We start from the raw sequence: 22198 nt of genomic DNA on the forward strand, positions 1-22198 counted from the left end.
CAAAGAAAGGACGTGAATATATGGACGATATGCAAGTCTATATTGCGAATTTAGGCAAATACAATGAGGGCGAATTGGTCGGTGCGTGGTTTACCTTTCCCATTGACTTTGAGGAAGTCAAAGAGAAAATCGGCTTGAATGATGAATATGAGGAATACGCCATTCATGACTACGAGTTACCCTTTACGGTTGACGAATACACTTCCATTGGCGAACTCAATCGACTATGGGAAATGGTATCGGAATTACCCGAAGAATTACAATCGGAGCTATCTGCTCTGCTCACTCATTTTTCAAGCATTGAAGAACTAAGCGAACATCAAGAGGATATTATCATTCATTCCGATTGTGATGATATGTATGACGTGGCACGCTACTACATTGAAGAAACGGGTGCTTTAGGCGAAGTACCAGCTAGTCTTCAAAACTATATTGATTATCAAGCCTATGGTCGGGATTTAGACCTTTCAGGAACGTTTATCTCAACCAATCATGGGATTTTTGAAATCGTCTATTAAATCTGTCGGTACATTACTACTGGCAGATTTTCTATTTTACGGGGTGGCTCAATCAGCTACCCCTATTTTTTATGAAAGGATTGATTACATGAAGAAAATACGAAGCTATACCAGTATCTGGTCTGTGGAAAAGGTACTGTATTCTATCAATGATTTTAGACTTCCGTTTCCCATAACCTTTACGCAAATGACATGGTTTGTCGTGTCACTCTTTGCAGTGATGATACTTGGCAACTTGCCCCCTCTTTCCATGATAGAGGGAGCATTTCTCAAATACTTTGGGATTCCTGTGGCTTTCACATGGTTTATGTCTACAAAAACTTTTGATGGTAAAAAGCCTTATGGATTTTTGAAGTCTGTCATTGCTTATGCACTGCGACCAAAGCTGACCTATGCAGGAAAAAAAGTAACGCTTGGCAGAAACCAGCCACAAGAAGCCATTACAGCAGTTAGGAGTGAATTTTATGGCATATCCAATTAAATACATTGAAAACAATCTCGTCTGGAATAAAGACGGGGAATGTTATGCTTACTATGAGCTTGTTCCTTACAATTACTCATTTCTAAGTCCAGAACAGAAAATACAAGTGCATGATTCTTTCAGACAGCTTATCGCACAAAATCGTGATGGCAAAATTCATGCTTTACAAATCAGTACAGAATCCAGCATACGTTCTGCACAAGAGCGTTCCAAAAATGAAGTCACTGGCAAGCTCAAAGCGGTTGCCTATGACAAAATCGACCAACAGACAGACGCTTTAATATCCATGATTGGCGAAAATCAAGTGAACTACCGTTTCTTTATCGGCTTTAAGTTGCTTCTCAACGATCAGGAGTTTTCTATGAAAAGTCTTACCGTTGAAGCAAAAAATGCTTTGTCTGATTTTGTCTATGATGTGAACCATAAGCTGATGGGCGATTTTGTTAGTATGAGTAATGATGAAATCCTGCGTTTTCAGAAGATGGAAAAGCTCTTAGAAAATAAAATCTCTCGTCGTTTCAAAATCCGCAGGTTAGATAAGGACGACTTCGGCTATCTGATTGAACACCTTTACGGACAGACAGGCACTGCCTATGAAGAGTATGAGTACCATCTATCAAAGAAAAAGCTGGATAATGAAACGCTGATTAAATACTATGACTTGATTAAGCCTACTCGCTGTTTGGTGGAAGAAAAACAGCGATATTTGAAAATCCAGCAGGAAGATGAAACCGTCTATGTAGCTTACTTTACCATTAACAGCATTGTCGGAGAACTGGACTTCCCGTCCTCTGAAATCTTCTACTACCAGCAACAGCAATTTACATTCCCGATTGATACGTCAATGAATGTGGAAATTGTAGCGAATCGTAAAGCCCTATCTACTGTCCGCAATAAAAAGAAAGAACTGAAAGACTTGGATAACCACGCTTGGCAAAGTGATAATGAAACCAGCTCCAATGTGGCGGAAGCTCTGGAAAGTGTGAATGAGCTGGAAACCAATTTAGACCAAAGCAAGGAATCTATGTACAAGCTGTCTTATGTGGTAAGGGTATCAGCAAATGATCTTGACGAACTCAAACGTCGTTGTAATGAAGTGAAAGATTTTTATGACGATTTAAGCGTAAAACTGGTACGACCATTTGGGGATATGCTCGGCTTACATGAAGAATTTTTACCTGCCAGCAAGCGTTATATGAATGATTATATTCAATACGTGACCTCTGATTTCCTCGCTGGTTTAGGTTTTGGTGCTACTCAAATGCTGGGGGAAAATGAGGGGATTTATGTTGGCTACAGCTTAGATACTGGACGCAATGTCTATCTGAAACCTGCTCTTGCCAGTCAAGGGGTTAAGGGTTCAGTAACCAATGCGTTAGCGTCGGCTTTTGTTGGTTCGCTGGGTGGTGGTAAATCCTTTGCGAATAACCTTATCGTCTATTATGCGGTGCTTTATGGGGCACAAGCAGTGATTGTAGACCCAAAAGCAGAACGTGGCAGATGGAAAGAAACCTTGCCAGAGATTTCCCATGAAATCAATATCGTCACTCTGACTTCTGATGAGAAAAACAAAGGCTTACTTGACCCTTATGTGATTATGAAAAATCCCAAAGATTCTGAATCACTGGCTATTGATATTCTGACATTCCTTACGGGGATTTCCTCTCGTGATGGGGAACGCTTCCCAATCCTTAGAAAAGCCATTCGTGCAGTAACCAATAGTGAAGTACGAGGGTTGATGAAAGTGATTGAGGAATTACGGGTTGAGAATACGCCACTAAGTACCAGTATAGCCGACCATATCGAAAGTTTTACAGACTATGACTTTGCACATTTATTATTCAGTAATGGTTATGTGGAGCAGTCTATCAGCTTAGAAAAACAACTGAACATTATACAGGTTGCGGACTTGGTACTTCCCGACAAGGAAACTTCCTTTGAGGAATATACCACTATGGAGCTTTTATCCGTTGCTATGCTGATTGTCATTAGTACCTTTGCTTTAGACTTTATCCATACAGACCGAAGCATTTTCAAGATTGTAGATTTAGACGAAGCATGGAGCTTTTTACAGGTAGCACAAGGAAAAACACTATCTATGAAGCTGGTTCGGGCTGGTCGTGCTATGAACGCTGGGGTATATTTCGTGACCCAAAATACAGACGACCTCTTAGATGAAAAACTGAAAAATAACCTCGGCTTAAAATTTGCATTTCGTTCCACTGACCTTAACGAGATTAAAAAGACCTTAGCCTTTTTTGGTGTAGACCTAGAGGACGAAAACAATCAGAAGCGATTGCGTGATTTGGAAAACGGGCAATGCCTTATCAGTGATTTATATGGTCGTGTCGGTGTGATACAGTTCCACCCTGTATTTGAAGAACTGCTCCATGCCTTTGATACCAGACCACCTGTGCGAAAAGAGGTGTAAATGTGAAACCATCAATAGTAAACAGAATAAAATCAAACTGGACGCTGAAACGTCTAGGTAAAGTGGCAATGACAGTGGCTTTCACACTTGTGATTGCCATTTTTCTTTTAGCCATGCTGGGAACGGTGGTTCAAGCTGCGGGCTTGGTAGATGATACGGTCAATGTGGCAAATGAATACAGCCGATACCCACTTGAAAACTATCAACTGGATTTTTATGTGGATAATAGCTGGGGCTGGCTTCCGTGGAACTGGTCGGACGGGATTGGAAAACAGGTCATGTATGGACTATATGCCATTACCAATTTTATTTGGACAATCAGTTTGTATGTTTCCAATGCGACAGGTTACTTAGTACAGGAAGCCTATTCCTTAGACTTCATTTCCGCTACAGCAGATTCCATTGGTAAGAATATGCAGACCTTAGCTGGTGTGAGTGCAAACGGATTTTCAACAGAGGGTTTCTATGTTGGATTCCTCTTACTCTTGATTTTGGTTCTTGGGGTTTATGTTGCCTATACGGGACTGATAAAGAGAGAAACCACAAAGGCAATTCATGCCATTATGAATTTTGTGCTGGTGTTTATCCTATCGGCTTCCTTTATTGCCTACGCTCCCGACTACATTAAAAAAATCAATGACTTTTCATCAGACATCAGTAATGCCAGTTTATCACTTGGCACGAAGATTGTCATGCCCCATTCCGATAGTCAAGGCAAGGACAGCGTGGACTTAATCAGAGATAGCCTGTTTTCCATACAGGTTCAGCAACCGTGGCTACTGCTTCAATACAACAGTTCAGACATTGAAAGTATCGGTATTGACCGTGTGGAAAGCCTGCTCTCCACCAGCCCAGATTCCAACAATGGCGAAGACAGAGAAAAAATTGTTGCGGAAGAAATTGAAGACAGAAGCAATACCAATCTAACCATTACAAAGACCATTAACCGTTTAGGTACAGTCTTCTTCCTATTTGTCTTCAATATTGGGATTTCCATATTTGTATTCCTATTAACAGGAATCATGATTTTCTCGCAGGTACTTTTTATCATCTATGCTATGTTTCTGCCTGTGAGCTTTATTTTAAGCATGATTCCATCATTTGATGGTATGTCAAAACGAGCCATAACAAAGCTCTTTAATACCATTTTGACACGAGCTGGAATCACATTGATTATTACGACAGCATTTAGTATTTCAACCATGCTCTATACCTTATCGGCTGGTTATCCGTTCTTTTTGATTGCTTTTCTACAGATTGTGACCTTTGCAGGAATCTACTTCAAGCTGGGCGATTTAATGAGTATGTTTTCTCTACAGAGTAACGATTCTCAAAGTGTGGGAAGTCGTGTGATGAGAAAACCTCGTATGCTTATGCACGCTCACATGCACCGTCTACAGCGGAAACTTGGACGTTCCATGACTACTCTAGGGGCTGGGTCTGCCATTGTTACAGGTAAAAAAGGACAGTCGGGTTCGGGGAGTTCTGCAAGGACACAAGCAGATCACTCCCGACCAGACGGAAAGGAAAAATCAACACTTGGAAAACGTATCGGTCAAACCATCGGTACAGTAGCTGATACCAAAGACAGAATGGTAGACACTGCTAGTGGTTTGAAAGAACAGGTTAAAGATTTGCCGACCAATGCAAGATATGCAGTATATCAAGGAAAATCCAAAGTAAAAGAGAATGTCCGTGATTTAACCAGTAGTATTTCTCAAACCAAAGCGGACAGAGCCAGTGGACGCAAGGAACAGCAGGAACAAAGGCGAAAAACCATTGCGAAGCGTCGCTCTGAAATGGAACAGGTCAAACAGAAAAAACAGCCTGCTTCTTCTGTTCATGAAAGACCGACTACAAGACAAGAACAATATCATGATGAACAGACCTCAAAACAGTCTAATATTCAGACTTCATATAAGGAATCTCAACAAGCCAAACAAGAGCGTCCAGCAGTTAAGTCCGATTTTTCAAGTCCAAAAGTGGAACGCCAAGGCAATACCGTTCAAGAAAAAACCGTTCAAAAGCCAGCAACTTCAACCACTACAGCAGATAGAACTTCACAACGTCCAATCACAAAAGAACGTCCGTCTACTGTTCAAAGAGTACCACTACAAAATACAAGAAGTAGACCACCAATCAAAACCGCCACCATTAAGAAAGTCGGTAAGAAACCATGAAGTTGAAAACTTTAGTGATTGGTGGTTCTGGATTATTCTTGATGGTCTTCTCACTGCTTCTGTTTGTTGCCATTTTATTTTCAGATGAACAGGACAGCGGAATTTCCAATATTCATTATGGAGGTGTGAATGTTTCCGCAGAAGTGCTGGCTCATAAGCCTATGGTAGAAAAATATGCCAAAGAATATGGCGTTGAAGAATATGTCAACATACTTCTTGCGATTATACAGGTGGAATCGGGCGGTACTGCGGAAGATGTTATGCAGTCCTCGGAATCCCTCGGTCTTCCACCTAATTCATTGAGTACAGAAGAATCCATTAAGCAAGGTGTGAAGTATTTCAGTGAATTATTAGCCAGTAGCGAAAGGCTCAGTGTAGATTTAGAATCGGTTATCCAGTCCTACAATTATGGTGGTGGTTTCTTAGGGTATGTGGCTAATCGTGGAAATAAATATACCTTTGAACTGGCTCAAAGTTTCTCAAAAGAGTATTCAGGTGGCGAAAAAGTGTCTTACCCCAATCCCATAGCCATACCTATCAATGGGGGCTGGCGATACAACTATGGCAATATGTTTTATGTGCAACTGGTAACGCAGTATCTTGTCACAACAGAGTTTGATGATGATACGGTACAAGCCATCATGGACGAAGCACTGAAATATGAGGGCTGGCGATACGTTTACGGTGGAGCTTCCCCGACTACTTCTTTTGATTGTAGCGGACTGACACAATGGACGTATGGAAAAGCTGGAATTAACTTACCACGAACCGCACAACAGCAATATGATGTGACCCAGCATATCCCACTATCGGAAGCACAAGCTGGCGATTTGGTTTTCTTTCATTCTACCTATAACGCTGGCTCTTATATTACTCATGTTGGGATATACCTTGGCAATAACCGTATGTTTCATGCAGGCGACCCAATCGGTTATGCCGACTTAACAAGCCCCTACTGGCAACAGCATTTAGTGGGAGCAGGACGAATCAAACAATGAGAAAGGAAGATTTAATGATGAAATTTAGAAAAAATCAGAATAAAGAAAAACAGATACCAAAGGAAAAGAAACCTCGTGTCTACTATAAGGTCAATCCTCATAAAAAGGTTGTGATTGCCTTGTGGGTACTTTTAGGGCTTAGTTTCAGCTTTGCGATATTCAAGCACTTTACAGCTATAGATACTCATACTATTCACGAAACAACTATCATAGAAAAGGAATACGTTGATACTCATCATGTAGAAAATTTTGTAGAGAACTTTGCGAAAGTCTACTATTCATGGGAGCAATCCGATAAGTCCATTGATAATCGAATGGAAAGTCTAAAAGGCTATCTGACAGATGAACTTCAAGCTCTCAATGTTGATACAGTACGCAAAGATATTCCTGTATCGTCTTCTGTAAGAGGATTTCAGATATGGACGGTAGAGCCAACTGGCGACAATGAGTTTAATGTAACCTACAGTGTAGACCAGCTCATTACAGAGGGAGAAAATACAAAGACCGTCCACTCTGCTTATATAGTGAGTGTCTATGTAGATGGTTCTGGAAATATGGTACTGGTTAAGAATCCGACCATTACCAACATACCTAAGAAATCAAGTTATAAACCAAAAGCCATTGAAAGTGAGGGGACGGTTGATTCCATTACAACCAATGAAATCAATGAGTTTTTAACGACGTTCTTCAAGCTCTATCCTACAGCGACAGCCAGTGAACTTTCCTACTATGTGAATGACGGGATATTAAAACCAATCGGAAAAGAGTACATCTTTCAAGAACTGGTAAATCCTATTCACAATCGTAAGGATAATCAAGTCACGGTATCGCTGACAGTGGAGTATATCGACCAGCAGACCAAAGCAACGCAGGTATCTCAATTTGATTTGGTACTTGAAAAGAACGGGAGTAATTGGAAGATTATAGAATAACAAATATTGGTACATTATTACAGCTATTTTGTAATCACGTACTCTCTTTGATAAAAAATTGGAGATTCCTTTACAAATATGCTCTTACGTGCTATTATTTAAGTATCTATTTAAAAGGAGTTAATAAATATGCGGCAAGGTATTCTTAAATAAACTGTCAATTTGATAGTGGGAACAAATAATTGGATGTCCTTTTTTAGGAGGGCTTAGTTTTTTGTACCCAGTTTAAGAATACCTTTATCATGTGATTCTAAAGTATCCGGAGAATATCTGTATGCTTTGTATGCCTATGGTTATGCATAAAAATCCCAGTGATAAGAGTATTTATCACTGGGATTTTTATGCCCTTTTGGGCTTTTGAATGGAGGAAAATCACATGAAAATTATTAATATTGGAGTTTTAGCTCATGTTGATGCGGGAAAAACTACCTTAACAGAAAGCTTATTATATAACAGTGGAGCGATTACAGAATTAGGAAGCGTGGACAGAGGTACAACGAAAACGGATAATACGCTTTTAGAACGTCAGAGAGGAATTACAATTCAGACGGCGATAACCTCTTTTCAGTGGAAAAATACTAAGATAAACATCATAGACACGCCAGGACATATGGATTTTTTAGCAGAAGTATATCGTTCATTATCAGTATTAGATGGGGCAATTCTACTGATTTCTGCAAAAGATGGCGTACAAGCACAAACTCGTATATTGTTTCATGCACTTAGGAAAATAGGTATTCCCACAATCTTTTTTATCAATAAGATTGACCAAAATGGAATTGATTTATCAACGGTTTATCAGGATATTAAAGAGAAACTTTCTGCGGAAATTGTAATCAAACAGAAGGTAGAACTGCATCCTAATATGCGTGTAATGAACTTTACCGAATCTGAACAATGGGATATGGTAATAGAAGGAAATGATTACCTTTTGGAGAAATATACGTCTGGGAAATTATTGGAAGCATTAGAACTCGAACAAGAGGAAAGCATAAGATTTCATAATTGTTCCCTGTTCCCTGTTTATCACGGAAGTGCAAAAAACAATATAGGGATTGATAACCTTATAGAAGTGATTACGAATAAATTTTATTCATCAACACATCGAGGTCAGTCTGAACTTTGCGGAAAAGTTTTCAAAATTGAGTATTCGGAAAAAAGACAGCGTCTTGCATATATACGTCTTTATAGTGGCGTACTGCATTTGCGAGATTCGGTTAGAATATCGGAAAAGGAAAAAATAAAAATTACAGAAATGTATACTTCAATAAATGGTGAATTATGTAAAATCGATAAGGCTTATTCCGGGGAAATTGTTATTTTGCAGAATGAGTTTTTGAAGTTAAATAGTGTTCTTGGAGATACAAAGCTATTGCCACAGAGAGAGAGAATTGAAAATCCCCTCCCTCTGCTGCAAACGACTGTTGAACCGAGCAAACCTCAACAAAGGGAAATGTTACTTGATGCACTTTTAGAAATCTCCGACAGTGACCCGCTTCTGCGATATTATGTGGATTCTGCGACACATGAAATCATACTTTCTTTCTTAGGGAAAGTACAAATGGAAGTGATTAGTGCACTGTTGCAAGAAAAGTATCATGTGGAGATAGAACTAAAAGAGCCTACAGTCATTTATATGGAGAGACCGTTAAAAAATGCAGAATATACCATTCACATCGAAGTGCCGCCAAATCCTTTCTGGGCTTCCATTGGTTTATCTGTATCACCGCTTCCGTTGGGAAGTGGAATGCAGTATGAGAGCTCGGTTTCTCTTGGATACTTAAATCAATCATTTCAAAATGCAGTTATGGAAGGGATACGCTATGGTTGCGAACAAGGATTATATGGTTGGAATGTGACGGATTGTAAAATCTGTTTTAAGTACGGTTTATACTATAGCCCTGTTAGTACCCCAGCAGATTTTCGGATGCTTGCTCCTATTGTATTGGAACAAGTCTTAAAAAAAGCTGGAACAGAATTGTTAGAGCCATATCTTAGTTTTAAAATTTATGCGCCACAGGAATATCTTTCACGAGCATACAACGATGCTCCTAAATATTGTGCGAACATCGTAGACACTCAATTGAAAAATAATGAGGTCATTCTTAGTGGAGAAATCCCTGCTCGGTGTATTCAAGAATATCGTAGTGATTTAACTTTCTTTACAAATGGACGTAGTGTTTGTTTAACAGAGTTAAAAGGGTACCATGTTACTACCGGTGAACCTGTTTGCCAGCCCCGTCGTCCAAATAGTCGGATAGATAAAGTACGATATATGTTCAATAAAATAACTTAGTGTATTTTATGTTGTTATATAAATATGGTTTCTTGTTAAATAAGATGAAATATTTTTTAATAAAGATTTGAATTAAAGTGTAAAGGAGGAGATAGTTATTATAAACTACAAGTGGATATTGTGTCCTGTATGTGGAAATAAAACACGATTAAAGATAAGGGAAGATACTGAATTAAAAAAATTCCCCCTCTATTGTCCGAAATGCAGACAAGAAAATTTAATTGAAATAAAGCAGTTCAAAGTAACTGTGATTACAGAGCCAGACGCAAAGACGCAGAGCCGATAAAATGAGATTAATACAATCTCATTTTATCGGCTCTTTCCGTTATGTATGGATTCTTTTAATTAGTCTTCGATGTTTCTTGCTTCGTTGATACCGCTGGCTAAAGATTCCATTAAGGATAGTTCTTTGTCTGTAAAGCTATCCATGTATTTCTCTATCTGTAATCGTCGGGTGCTTTTTACCAAGTTATTAGCAGGTAGGGGTCCCGAGCGCCTACGAGGAATTTGTATCGATAAGAAATAGATTTAAAAATTTCGCTGTTATTTTGTACATTTAACTTGACGGTGACATCTCTCTATTGTGAGTTATTAGTGGTACAGTTTTCAACCGTTTTAATTATAAAAAAGTGGTGCATTTTTAAATTGGCACAAACAGGTAACGGTTATTGCAGGTGTATTTCTTATCTATGGGTTTAACATGGATTTTATCATTAAAATCATGAGTATTGTCCGAGAGTGATTGGTCTTGCGTATGGTTAACCCTAAAGTTATGGAAATAAGACTTAGAAGCAAACTTAAGAGTGTGTTGATTGTGCATTATCTTAAAATTTTGTATAATAGGAATTGAAGTTAAATTAGATGCTAAAAATTTGTAATTAAGAAGGAGGGATTCGTCATGTTGGTATTCCAAATGCGTAATGTAGATAAAACATCTACTGTTTTGAAACAGACTAAAAACAGTGATTACACAGATAAATAAATACGTTAGATTAATTCCTACCAGTGACTAATCTTATGACTTTTTAAACAGATAACTAAAATTACAAACAAATCGTTTAACTTCTGTATTTGTTTATAGATGTAATCACTTCAGGAGTGATTACATGAAAAAAAATATAAAATATTCTCAAAACTTTTTAACGAGTGAAAAAGTACTCAACCAAATAATAAAACAATTGAATTTAAAAGAAACCGATACCGTTTACGAAATTGGAACAGGTAAAGGGCATTTAACGACGAAACTGGCTAAAATAAGTAAACAGGTAACGTCTATTGAATTAGACAGTCATCTATTCAACTTATCGTCAGAAAAATTAAAACTGAACAGTCGTGTCACTTTAATTCATCAAGATATTCTACAGTTTCAATTCCCTAACAAACAGAGGTATAAAATTGTTGGGAATATTCCTTACCATTTAAGCACACAAATTATTAAAAAAGTGGTTTTTGAAAGCCATGCGTCTGACATCTATCTGATTGTTGAAGAAGGATTCTACAAGCGTACCTTGGATATTCACCGAACACTAGGGTTGCTCTTGCACACTCAAGTCTCGATTCAGCAATTGCTTAAGCTGCCAGCGGAATGCTTTCATCCTAAACCAAAAGTAAACAGTGTCTTAATAAAACTTACCCGCCATACCACAGATGTTCCAGATAAATATTGGAAGCTATATACGTACTTTGTTTCAAAATGGGTCAATCGAGAATATCGTCAACTGTTTACTAAAAATCAGTTTCATCAAGCAATGAAACACGCCAAAGTAAACAATTTAAGTACCGTTACTTATGAGCAAGTATTGTCTATTTTTAATAGTTATCTATTATTTAACGGGAGGAAATAATTCTATGAGTCGCTTTTGTAAATTTGGAAAGTTACACGTTACTAAAGGGAATGTAGATAAATTATTAGGTATACTACTGACAGCTTCCAAGGAGCTAAAGAGGTCCCTAGCGCCTACGGGGAATTTGTATCGATAAGGAATAGATTTAAAAATTTCGCTGTTATTTTGTACAATAAGGATAAATTTGAATGGTACCATAAACGACCGTTTATGGTACCTTTTCATTTTCCTGCTTTTTCTAAATGTTTTTTAAGTAAATCAAGTACCAAAATCCGTTCCTTTTTCATAGTTCCTATATAGTTATACTTAATGAGTTATGGTACATTTAAATTATAAAATTAAGGAGGTTTTTTTATGATTTTTGGCTATGCTCGAGTGAGTACGGATGATCAAAATCTTAGTTTACAAATTGATGCACTTACTCATTATGGAATTGATAAATTATTTCAAGAAAAAGTAACTGGTGCGAAAAAAGACCGACCGCAATTAGAAGAAATGATCAACCTACTACGTGAAGGAGATTCTGTTGTCATTTACAAGTTAGATCGAATTTCACGATCAACTAAACATTTGATTGAACTTTCTGAATTATTTGAAGAACTTAGTGTCAATTTTATATCTATTCAAGATAACGTAGATACTTCAACGTCTATGGGAAGATTCTTTTTCCGAGTTATGGCTAGTTTAGCAGAACTGGAACGGGATATTATTATTGAACGAACTAACTCTGGTCTTAAGGCAGCCAGAGTCCGAGGAAAAAAAGGGGGCCGTCCAAGTAAAGGTAAGCTATCAATTGATTTAGCTTTAAAAATGTATGACAGCAAAGAGTATTCTATTCGTCAAATTCTTGATGCCTCTAAATTAAGCAAAACAACCTTTTACCGTTACCTCAATAAAAGGAATGCTTAAGATATGGCTATGAAAAGAATTTTAACTACTTCACAGCGTGAACAACTTCTTTCTGTAGACCACTTATCAGAAGAGGATTTTAAAGCGTATTTTAGTTTTTCTGATTATGATCTGGAGGTTATTAATCAACACCGTGGAAAGGTCAATAAACTAGGATTTGCGATACAACTTTGTTTGGCCCGGTATCCTGGGTGTTCTTTAAGTAATTGGCCGATTAAATCAACCAGACTAACTTCTTATGTGAGTCGACAGCTCCATCTTGATGCAATTGATTTAAATTCATATGATCATAGAAATACACGTGCAAATCACTTCAACGAGATCTTAGAAGTATTCAACTATCATCGATTCGGTAGTGCTAATACACAAAAACAGTTAATAGAATATTTAATTGAACTAGCTTTAGAAAATGATGACTCTATCTATCTAATGAAAAAAACAATTGATTTCTTAACTCGAAAAAGAATTATTTTTCCATCTATAGCTACACTTGAAGACATTATAAGCCGCTGTCGAGATAAAGCAGAAAACAACTTATTTTCAATATTACTCTGTTCATTAACAGATATACAAATTGAAAAACTAGAGAGTTTGTTTCAAATTTATGAAGAGACGAAAATAACTAAACTCGCTTGGCTAAAAGACATTCCAGGTAAGGCAAATCCAGAAAGCTTTATGAGTATTTGTAAAAAAGTGGAAGTGATTGCTTCCATGGGACTCGGGACAATTAATGTCTCCCATATTAATCGGAACAGGTTTCTTCAGCTAGCTAGACTAGGGGAAAATTATGATGCATATGACTTCTCCCGTTTTGAGCTTGAAAAAAGATACTCTTTACTTATTGCTTTTTTAGTCAATCATCATCAATATCTGATCGATCAACTGATTGAGATTAATGACCGCATTTTAGCAAGTATTAAACGCAAAGGGACACGTGATTCACAAGAACAGTTAAAAGAAAAAGGAAAATTGGCTACTAAAAAATTGGAACATTATGCTTCTTTAATTGATGCTCTTCACTTTGCAAAAGATAATGATAGTAATCCTTTTGACGAAATTGAACGAATCATGCCTTGGGAAGATTTAGTACAAGATGGAGAAGAAGCTAAAAAAATTACAGGTAATAAAAATCATGGCTATTTAGAAATGGTTCGAAATAAAGCTAATTACCTCCGAAGATACACGCCAATGTTATTGAGGACCCTTTCGTTCAAAGCAACTCCGGCAGCAAATCCAGTCCTCATGGCCCTAACTCAACTAACTGATTTACACAATAGTGGTAAAAGAAAAATACCGGCAGATACTTCTACTGATTTTGTGAGTAAAAAATGGAAAAGCCTTGTTCGGCCAGAAGAGGGGAAAATAGATCGGTCTTACTATGAGTTAGTAGCTTTCACCGAGCTAAAGAACAATATTCGATCAGGAGATATTTCAGTTGAAGGAAGTATGATCCATCGAAATATTGATGATTACTTAGTTGATTTATCTGCTTGTATTGATTCAGAAACTATTCCAGACACGTTTGAGGACTATTTAAAGGATCGGGAAATAATTTTAGATTTACAGCTTCAATTTTATTCGACAGTTGATAAGAGAATTTCAAGAGCAAACCTTAAAAAGTTGGAAAAAGTTACACCTAGCGAAGCAGAAATATATAGAAAAAAACTTTATTCAATAATTCCTAAGATAAGGCTTAGTGATCTTTTAATTGAGGTGGACAGTTGGACCAACTTTTCACAAGAATTTAGTCATGATTCTACAGGGAAACCGCCGAGTGAACAAGAAAGAAAAATTATTTTTGCTGCTTTGCTGGGTTTAGGGATGAATATTGGTCTTGAAAAAATGGCCCAATCAACTCCTGGAATTTCTTATTCTCAGTTAGCCAATGCCAAACAATGGCGCTTTTATAAAGAAGCTCTGACTCGTGCTCAATCTGTTTTGGTTAATTATCAGTTAAAGCTTCCTGTTGCAGACTTTTGGGGTGAAGGAAAAACCACTGCTTCAGACGGAATGCGCGTCCCAGTGGGCGTCTCAGCTCTAAAATCCGATGTTAATCCACATTACAAAAGTATGGAAAAAGGAGCTACAATGATTCGATCAATAAATGATAGGCATACGACTCATCATATCGAGGTTGCTTCAACTAATACAAGGGAAGCTACTCATACCCTTGATGGCCTACTTTATCATGAAACAGATCTAGATATTGAGGAACATTTTACTGATACAAATGGGTATTCTGATCAGGTGTTTGGAATGACCGCATTACTAGGCTTTGATTTTGAACCTCGCATCAGAAATATAAAAAAATCACAATTATTTTCTATCAAATCACCTTCCTACTACCCTAACTTATCAGAAGATATAAGCGGAAAAATCAATGTAAAAATTATTGAAGAAAACTATGATGAAATTAAACGAATCGCCTATTCGATTCAAACAGGAAAAGTATCTAGTTCTTTACTATTAGGAAAGCTAGGCTCATACGCACGTAAGAATAGAGTAGCTCTTGCACTGAGAGAACTAGGTCGCATTGAAAAGAGCATTTTTATGATAGATTATATTACAGATAGTGAGCTACGGCGAAGGATCACTCATGGACTAAATAAGACAGAAGCGATTAATGCTTTAGCTAGAGAACTATTTTTTGGGCGACGCGGAAAATTTATGGAGCGCGATATTCGCCGACAACTTCAAAGTGCTAGTGCGCTTAATGTGTTAATAAATGCAATAAGTATATGGAACGCCGTCTACTTACAAGCAGCTTATAATTATCTCGTCAAAATAGATCCCGAAGTAACTAAGTATATGAAGCATGTATCTCCTATTAATTGGGAGCATATCACTTTTCTTGGAGAGTATAAATTTGACTTGTTATCTATTCCTAAACACTTAAGAGAATTGAATATAAAAAATAAATAGGCCTTGAAACATTGGTTTAGTGGGAATTTGTACCCCTTATCGATACAAATTCCCACTAAGCGCTCGGGACCCCAGGTAAGAAAAATTCATCAACGGAAACATGAAGTAACGATACAAGGTCATAAAGAACTTGTATGCTGGGGTGTTGCCCTTTATTTTCAATATTAGTTAAGTACCGTGGGTCAATTTCAATCAATGCTCCCACTTGTTCACGAGTTAAACCTCGTTTCAATCGAGCTTCTTTAATGGCTAAACCAAAGGCTCTAAAATCATATTTATCTTCTTTTTTACGCATAGTAGACCACCTCTATACATTTTATTGTTCCTACTGAATTAAAAACAGGTATAGAAAAACGTGTTATATGGTTTATAGGTTTATATTTAATAAAAAGCACTACTAAACGCCAATAAAAAAAACCGTTATATGGTAGTGCTATTTACGCTGTTAAAATATTGTATATTACTTCCAAATGGCGGTTTGTTGGAGGTCAACGTCGCCATGAAGTACATCATATACAATAAATTTCCTTACATTGGGTTCTTGTCAAAAAAAGTCGTCTATCTGCAATAGATAAGTACGTCCACCAATGTGGTTTTATAAATCATATAGATAGAATAACAGAAGCATGTAAACAGAGAAATAAATCTGTTTATATGCTTTTTTGGCTATTCAGAACTTTTTTACAAAGTTTATTTATCAGTAATGCAACAAATCCCCCTTTCACATTGGGACTAAGAGTGAAAGGAGATAAACGAGCAAGGCTCACTTCCTTTCCTAGACAGAAAGGGGGTGAGAAACATGAAACCATCTTCTTTTCAGACCACAATAGAAAATCAGTTTGACTATATCTGTAAACGTGCTATGGAAGACGAGCGAAAGAATTATATGCTTTATCTTTCAAGGATTGCAAAGCGTGAGGTGTCCTTTTCGGATGTTGGCGATTATCTTGTTAGCCAGTTTGCGACAACAGATAACTATTCAACTGACTTTCAGATTTTTACACTCAATGGGTTATCAGTAGGCGTTGAAAATGATTTGTTGAGTGAAGCATTACGTGAGTTGCCAGACAAGAAACGTGAAATTCTACTGCTGTTTTACTTTATGGACATGAGCGATTCAGAAATTGCAGACCTGTTGAAATTGAACCGTTCTACTGTCTATCGGCATAGAACCAGTGGACTAGCCTTAATTAAAAAGTTTATGGAGGAATTTGAAGAATGAAAACACAATATCCTATGATTCCCTTTCCTCTCATTGTAAAGGCAACAGATGGCGATACCGAAGCGATTAACCAGATTCTACATCATTACAGAGGGTACATAACGAAGCGTTCCCTACGACTTATGAAAGATGAATATGGCAATCAAAGTATGGTCGTTGATGAAGTCTTACGTGGAAGAATGGAAACCAGACTGATTACAAAGATTTTGTCATTTGAAATTAAGTAATATCCTCTCTCCTTTCGTGGAAGCGTGCTAAACCATTCCACGCTTCCCGAACAGGGAGGTTTGTTATTCCACCAAAGCATATTGAGCTTTCAATGTGTTTTGATAGGCTAACGAGCCATTGTTCTTTGAAAACTGAATAAAAGTAATCGAATACGTTTCGATAAGAAAAGAGCCAACGGAACTAACCGCCATGACCTATCTTATAAAGATAGCGAGCGATTCATGTTAGTGATCCGAGAAGCAATCTTTAGCAGGATTGCCTGCAACGACATTCTTATCGTGATAATGATACTCCCATACAGTCAATAGTCCGAGCGTGATAAAACCGTCGCAGGCAATGAGTATGGCTACATGAGAACCATGCAGGGGTGGAACTCCCGTGAGCTTTGCTAAAGCTGTTCGATTGCTGGTAAAACAACTTTTATGAAATCCGAATAAGTGATTTGGAAAGGAGGATTTTATGAAGCAGACTGACATTCCTATTTGGGAACGTTATACCCTAACCATTGAAGAAGCGTCAAAATATTTTCGTATTGGCGAAAACAAGCTACGACGCTTGGCAGAGGAAAATAAAAATGCAAATTGGCTGATTATGAATGGCAATCGTATTCAGATTAAACGAAAACAATTTGAAAAAATTATAGATACATTGGACGCAATCTAGCGTCGCCAAAGGGTCTTGTATATGATAAAATAGTATTAAGTCGTATCAAGGCTCTTTCCATAAAGGAAAGGAGCAAATGCCATGTCAGAAAAAAGACGTGACAATAAAGGTCGAATCTTAAAGACTGGAGAGAGCCAACGAAAAGACGGAAGATACTTATACAAATATATAGATTCATTTGGAGAACCGCAATTTGTTTACTCGTGGAAACTTGTGGCTACAGACCGAGTACCAGCAGGAAAGCGTGATTGTATCTCACTTAGAGAGAAAATCGCAGAGTTACAGAAAGACATTCATGATGGTATTGATGTTGTAGGAAAGAAAATGACACTCTGCCAGCTTTACGCAAAACAGAACGCTCAAAGACCAAAGGTTAGAAAAAACACTGAAACTGGACGCAAATATCTTATGGATATTTTGAAGAAAGACAAGTTAGGTGTAAGAAGTATTGACAGTATTAAGCCATCAGACGCTAAAGAATGGGCTATTAGAATGAGTGAAAATGGTTATGCTTATCAAACCATCAATAACTACAAACGTTCTTTAAAGGCTTCATTCTATATTGCTATACAAGATGATTGTGTTCGGAAGAATCCATTTGACTTTCAACTGAAAGCAGTTCTTGATGATGATACTGTCCCTAAGACCGTACTAACAGAAGAACAGGAAGAAAAACTGTTAGCCTTTGCAAAAGCTGATAAAACCTACAGCAAAAATTATGATGAAATTCTGATACTCTTAAAAACAGGTCTTCGTATTTCAGAGTTTGGTGGTTTGACACTTCCAGATTTAGATTTTGAGAATCGTCTTGTCAATATAGACCATCAGCTATTGAGAGATACTGAAATTGGGTACTACATTGAAACACCAAAGACCAAAAGTGGCGAACGTCAAGTTCCTATGGTTGAAGAAGCCTATCAAGCATTTAAGCGAGTGTTAGCGAATCGAAAGAATGATAAGCGTGTTGAGATTGATGGATATAGTGATTTCCTCTTTCTTAATAGAAAGAACTATCCAAAAGTGGCAAGTGATTACAACGGCATGATGAAAGGTCTTGTTAAGAAATACAATAAGTATAACGAGGATAAATTGCCACACATCACTCCACATAGTTTGCGACATACATTCTGTACCAACTATGCAAATGCAGGAATGAATCCAAAGGCATTACAGTACATTATGGGACATGCTAATATAGCCATGACGCTGAACTATTACGCACATGCAACATTCGATTCTGCAATGGCAGAAATGAAACGCTTGAATAAAGAGAAGCAACAGGAGCGTCTTGTTGCTTAGTAGTACAAATGAATTTACTACTTATTTACCACTTCTGACAGCTAAGACATGAGGAAATATGCAAAGAAACGTGAAGTATCTTCCTACAGTAAAAATACTCGAAAGCACATAGAATAAGGCTTTACGAGCATTTAAGAAAATATAAAAAGATAATTAGAAATTTATACTTTGTTTAAAATAAAAAACCTTCATTTCTAAGATAAAATAAAGGCTTTGTGGGAGGTATTAGCGAATGACTGTGAAAGCATGTGTGGCTAATGGGTTAGGAGGTTGCGCTGCTTTCCATGTTTGGTAGTCCGAAAAACTCTTGATTGGTGTTTTTACTCACTTTCTATTTACTACCACCTACTAGTGAAAAATGCACCTATGGTTTTAATAATTGCATAGAGGAATGCTTTTTTCGTGTTCTGGAATCTGTTTTATAAATGTAATAATTCGAAATTAAAAGAAATAATATGACAATGATAATCCAAGCCAAGATAAGCATGATTTTCCTCCTCTAAAAAGCCAGTTACACCTTGAGTTTAACGAAGATAGTTCCCCATAACTACCCCTAACTCTATTTTCTACATACAAATATAATACCCTTTATAACACGTCTATGGCTCCTTCTTTTGAATATGAGAGGGATAAAATTATTAGGATTTAATCGTGAAAAATCACCTAAACAAAAAGCAAAACGTTATCTTCACTAAAAAACCAGCAAACGCTGGCTTTTTCGTCTATTTAATCATCTAGAGTTCTGATAGGAAAATAATAATAGTAATTTATATAGGAAAAGGAAAAATTCGCTCTAGATTTTTAAAGTACATCTTAATTAGCGACGCTGTCTCAATTCACCAGTTTTGGCATCGCAGAAAAGGCGTTTACCACCAACATAGACATAACGTCCTTTCACTTGACGACCTGAACCGTCGAAGTAAAGTTGTTTGCCATTGATGACCTGTTTCCCAGTCACTGCTTGACCTGCTGCGTTAAAGTAATACCAGCAACCACGGCCAGCTTCGACAAAGCGGTTCACCACTTGCTCACCAGTGTGGGCATCAAAGTAGCATTTCTTACCTTGGACAGTGAGCAATTTACCTTTGACTTGAGCACCGTTGCTACCAAAGTAGTAAACTTTATTGTTAATGTTTTGAAGACCTGTTACTTTGTGACCATCTTGGTTAAGGTAAGCCCATTGGTTAGCCGCGATTTGAATGAATTGGTTGATGACTGCTTGGCCAGTAACGGCATCATAATAGCGTCCTTCAGCCCAGCCACCTTTTAATTGGCTATGGTCTTTATTGAAGTAATAGAGTTTACCATCAATCACTTTTGCACCTTGAACGAGGCAACCAAAAGCATCCGCATAATACCAGTTGTTATTTTCAAAGATAAAGCGTGAAACAGCCATTTCACCTGTTTGAGCTGAAATGTAGTATTGCTTGTTGCCTTGTTGCATCATCTGACCTTTGATTTGACGGCCTTCTGAGTCAAAGCAGTATTCTTTACCATTGATGATACGTTTTCCTGTCACAGCGTAACCATGTTCATCTAGGTAGTACCAAGCTTGGTTTTCTTTATTTTGAACAAAGGTATTTACAGCCATATTACCAGTATCAGGGATGAAGTAACGGATACGGCCATCTGAGAAGCGAATAAACTTGTCTTTAGCTTGGATACCTGTTTGTGTATCAAAGTAGAAGGTTGTGCCACCCATTTCAATGAGACCAGTAGCCATGTGACCATAACAGTCGAAATAGCGGACATCCTTACGATAACCTGCAAAATCGTAGAAACCGTTGATAGCTTTCACACCATTCTTATCGTAGTAATAAGTGTAGCCATCGCTACCTTTAACAAGTGAGTCACGAGCTTGGAGACCATTTTCAAGGAAGTAATAAGCCTTTCCATCGATAACCTTTTCGCCTTTGACCTTTTGACCATATTGATCGTAATAATACCATTGATTTTCGCCTACACGTACAAATGATGACTTGGCATTGTTCGAATCAACACTTGGTTTAGTCTCGCCTGAGATGATTTGGTAACCTGAGTTATTTTGTTGATTTCCTTGCGAAATGATAGTGACATTAGCATTTGAACCGCTTGATTGACCTACTGTCACATTCGGAAAGAGTTTATTTGAATTCGAAACGATAGTCACATTTGGCGTCGTTCCTGAAGCCGTGATGGTAATTGTCGTGTTTCGACCACCATTCCAATGAATGCCGTTTGAGTCAGACGAACTTGTCGTAATTGTCGCAAAACCGCTAGCTGACGATGATGAAGACCATGAAGATGACGACGAGTAAGAATACCAAGCTGAACTTGATGAGCTTGACGAACTTGACGCACTAGCACTTACTGATGCTGAGCTGCTACTTGATTGGTAAGCAGAACCCGTTTGTGATGAATTAGAGTTTTGTGTTCCTACGACTTGAGAAGATTGTGACGAACTCACTTGACCAGCTCCACCACCTACCACATTCTGTGATGAGCCTCCTGTTGAGGCAGATGATGAAGACTCGTAGCTTGAGCTTGTTTGACTGCCATAGTTAGATGACACTGCTGACAAATGGCCAGCATCTTCTGTCAAGGTTGGCGAATAGCTTTCATTAATCAATGAAGCACTTGATTCAATGCCTGCATCTGTTTGTTCAAAACCGTCACCATTAGGAAGTGACACTTCGTCTGCTTGTGCCGATTGGTCCGCTAAAAGTGCTCCACCCGCAAGTGCAACCATCGACAGCGTACTAACTCCGATAGTCACCCAGTTTTTCTTGACCTTGTGCAACTTAAATCCAACTTTCTTTTCCATAACATACACCTTTCAATATAACTTTATTTCTCTATACTATGTTAAGGGATTTTGGAAGCGAATACAATTACAGATGCATAACCCTAGTCTCATAAGACTAACCTTCTACCCATAATCCATTTGAAGAAACAAGTCTAAGATATATACCTATAGCCTTTATATGTTAGAAAACGTTACCAAAAAAACGTTCGGATTTTCTTAAATTCACACAGAAATTTCGATGTTTAGCCGTTTTATCTCCCCCTTCATTAGAGGACTGAGTATAGTTTAAAGCGAAAGTAAGCAGTTTATTGACGATTCTATTAATCAAACTCATTGTTTGCTTACAATCCACTAGACATTTCGAGGGAAATGATAAAAGAAAAGTACTTGAAAGAAAATACTTCAAGTACTTAAAAGTTTTGAAATTATGTGGAAAACTACTGATTTTCAATCTATAAGCTTCTGGGATAGTCTCAAAAATACATTTTTT

The 22198-nt window shown here is 37.5% G+C and carries 17 protein-coding genes and 4 pseudogenes; 18 read left to right on the forward strand and 3 right to left on the reverse strand.

Annotation, left to right across the window (positions count from 1 at the left end; genetic code table 11):
• Positions 1-20: 20 nt before the first annotated feature.
• From ACT170_RS05895 to ACT170_RS05935, 9 genes and pseudogenes are all read left to right on the forward strand, one after another.
• Positions 21-518, forward strand: a complete 498-nt coding sequence (locus ACT170_RS05895) for an antirestriction protein ArdA (protein WP_000342539.1) — start codon at positions 21-23, stop codon at positions 516-518.
• A gap of 88 nt (positions 519-606) precedes the next feature.
• Positions 607-999 carry a conjugal transfer protein gene (locus tag ACT170_RS05900; RefSeq protein WP_000723888.1) on the forward strand — a complete coding sequence of 131 codons (393 nt, stop codon included), beginning with the start codon at positions 607-609 and terminating at the stop codon, positions 997-999.
• Positions 983-3430, forward strand: a complete 2448-nt coding sequence (locus tag ACT170_RS05905) for an ATP-binding protein (protein WP_444818065.1) — start codon at positions 983-985, stop codon at positions 3428-3430. Before ACT170_RS05900 ends, ACT170_RS05905 begins: the two co-directional genes overlap by 17 nt.
• A 2-nt stretch (positions 3431-3432) precedes the next feature.
• On the forward strand, positions 3433-5610 hold the full coding sequence (locus ACT170_RS05910; RefSeq protein ID WP_000804748.1) for a CD3337/EF1877 family mobilome membrane protein: 2178 nt from the start codon (positions 3433-3435) through the stop codon (positions 5608-5610).
• Positions 5607-6608, forward strand: coding sequence for a bifunctional lytic transglycosylase/C40 family peptidase (locus ACT170_RS05915; RefSeq protein WP_000769868.1), 1002 nt, complete (start codon positions 5607-5609; stop codon positions 6606-6608). Before ACT170_RS05910 ends, ACT170_RS05915 begins: the two co-directional genes overlap by 4 nt.
• Positions 6605-7540, forward strand: a complete 936-nt coding sequence (locus tag ACT170_RS05920) for a conjugal transfer protein (protein ID WP_001224320.1) — start codon at positions 6605-6607, stop codon at positions 7538-7540. Before ACT170_RS05915 ends, ACT170_RS05920 begins: the two co-directional genes overlap by 4 nt.
• A 313-nt stretch (positions 7541-7853) precedes the next feature.
• Positions 7854-7901: pseudogene (locus tag ACT170_RS05925) on the forward strand (hypothetical protein); the annotation flags it as partial.
• 15 nt (positions 7902-7916) lie between these two features.
• A complete protein-coding gene (gene tet(M) / locus ACT170_RS05930) occupies positions 7917-9836 on the forward strand; it encodes a tetracycline resistance ribosomal protection protein Tet(M) (RefSeq protein WP_444818064.1) in 1920 nt (639 codons plus the stop codon).
• Between the two features lie 100 nt (positions 9837-9936).
• Positions 9937-10122, forward strand: a complete 186-nt coding sequence (locus ACT170_RS05935; RefSeq protein WP_011058338.1) for a cysteine-rich KTR domain-containing protein — start codon at positions 9937-9939, stop codon at positions 10120-10122.
• Between the two features lie 59 nt (positions 10123-10181).
• Here the strand turns inward: ACT170_RS05935 and ACT170_RS05940 are convergent.
• Positions 10182-10319, reverse strand: a pseudogene (locus ACT170_RS05940) (XRE family transcriptional regulator); the annotation flags it as partial.
• Positions 10320-10602: 283 nt separating this feature from the next.
• Between ACT170_RS05940 and ACT170_RS05945 the strand changes: the two are divergent.
• From ACT170_RS05945 to ACT170_RS05965, 5 genes and pseudogenes are all read left to right on the forward strand, one after another.
• Positions 10603-10686 (forward strand): annotated as a pseudogene (locus ACT170_RS05945) (MLS leader peptide); the annotation flags it as partial.
• A gap of 48 nt (positions 10687-10734) precedes the next feature.
• Entirely contained in the window at positions 10735-10818 is an 84-nt protein-coding gene (locus ACT170_RS05950) for a 23S rRNA methyltransferase attenuation leader peptide (RefSeq protein ID WP_001865637.1), read from the forward strand.
• Between the two features lie 124 nt (positions 10819-10942).
• A complete protein-coding gene (gene erm(B) / locus ACT170_RS05955) occupies positions 10943-11680 on the forward strand; it encodes a 23S rRNA (adenine(2058)-N(6))-methyltransferase Erm(B) (protein ID WP_444818063.1) in 738 nt (245 codons plus the stop codon).
• A gap of 354 nt (positions 11681-12034) precedes the next feature.
• Positions 12035-12589: a recombinase family protein gene (locus tag ACT170_RS05960; RefSeq protein ID WP_000576156.1), complete on the forward strand. Its 555-nt coding sequence runs from the start codon at positions 12035-12037 to the stop codon at positions 12587-12589.
• Between the two features lie 3 nt (positions 12590-12592).
• Positions 12593-15511 carry a Tn3 family transposase gene (locus ACT170_RS05965; protein WP_001240982.1) on the forward strand — a complete coding sequence of 973 codons (2919 nt, stop codon included), beginning with the start codon at positions 12593-12595 and terminating at the stop codon, positions 15509-15511.
• A 73-nt stretch (positions 15512-15584) separates the two neighbouring features.
• Here ACT170_RS05965 and ACT170_RS05970 read toward each other — a convergent pair.
• Positions 15585-15806: pseudogene (locus ACT170_RS05970) on the reverse strand (helix-turn-helix domain-containing protein); the annotation flags it as partial.
• A gap of 504 nt (positions 15807-16310) precedes the next feature.
• Between ACT170_RS05970 and ACT170_RS05975 the strand changes: the two are divergent.
• The 4 genes from ACT170_RS05975 to ACT170_RS05990 all read left to right on the forward strand — a co-directional run bounded on the left by ACT170_RS05975 (position 16311) and on the right by ACT170_RS05990 (position 18923).
• Positions 16311-16733 carry a sigma-70 family RNA polymerase sigma factor gene (locus tag ACT170_RS05975; RefSeq protein ID WP_000804885.1) on the forward strand — a complete coding sequence of 141 codons (423 nt, stop codon included), beginning with the start codon at positions 16311-16313 and terminating at the stop codon, positions 16731-16733.
• A complete protein-coding gene (locus tag ACT170_RS05980; protein ID WP_000857133.1) occupies positions 16730-16960 on the forward strand; it encodes a helix-turn-helix domain-containing protein in 231 nt (76 codons plus the stop codon). Before ACT170_RS05975 ends, ACT170_RS05980 begins: the two co-directional genes overlap by 4 nt.
• A gap of 460 nt (positions 16961-17420) precedes the next feature.
• Positions 17421-17624: an excisionase gene (locus tag ACT170_RS05985; protein ID WP_000814511.1), complete on the forward strand. Its 204-nt coding sequence runs from the start codon at positions 17421-17423 to the stop codon at positions 17622-17624.
• An 81-nt stretch (positions 17625-17705) separates the two neighbouring features.
• Positions 17706-18923 carry a tyrosine-type recombinase/integrase gene (locus ACT170_RS05990; protein WP_001291561.1) on the forward strand — a complete coding sequence of 406 codons (1218 nt, stop codon included), beginning with the start codon at positions 17706-17708 and terminating at the stop codon, positions 18921-18923.
• An 817-nt stretch (positions 18924-19740) separates the two neighbouring features.
• Here the strand turns inward: ACT170_RS05990 and ACT170_RS05995 are convergent.
• Positions 19741-21726 carry a KxYKxGKxW signal peptide domain-containing protein gene (locus tag ACT170_RS05995; protein WP_444818062.1) on the reverse strand — a complete coding sequence of 662 codons (1986 nt, stop codon included), beginning with the start codon at positions 21724-21726 and terminating at the stop codon, positions 19741-19743.
• Positions 21727-22198 lie beyond the last annotated feature (472 nt).

The organism is Streptococcus sp. cx1 (assembly GCF_052384325.1).
Classification (GTDB): Bacteria; Bacillota; Bacilli; order Lactobacillales; family Streptococcaceae; genus Streptococcus; species Streptococcus salivarius_G.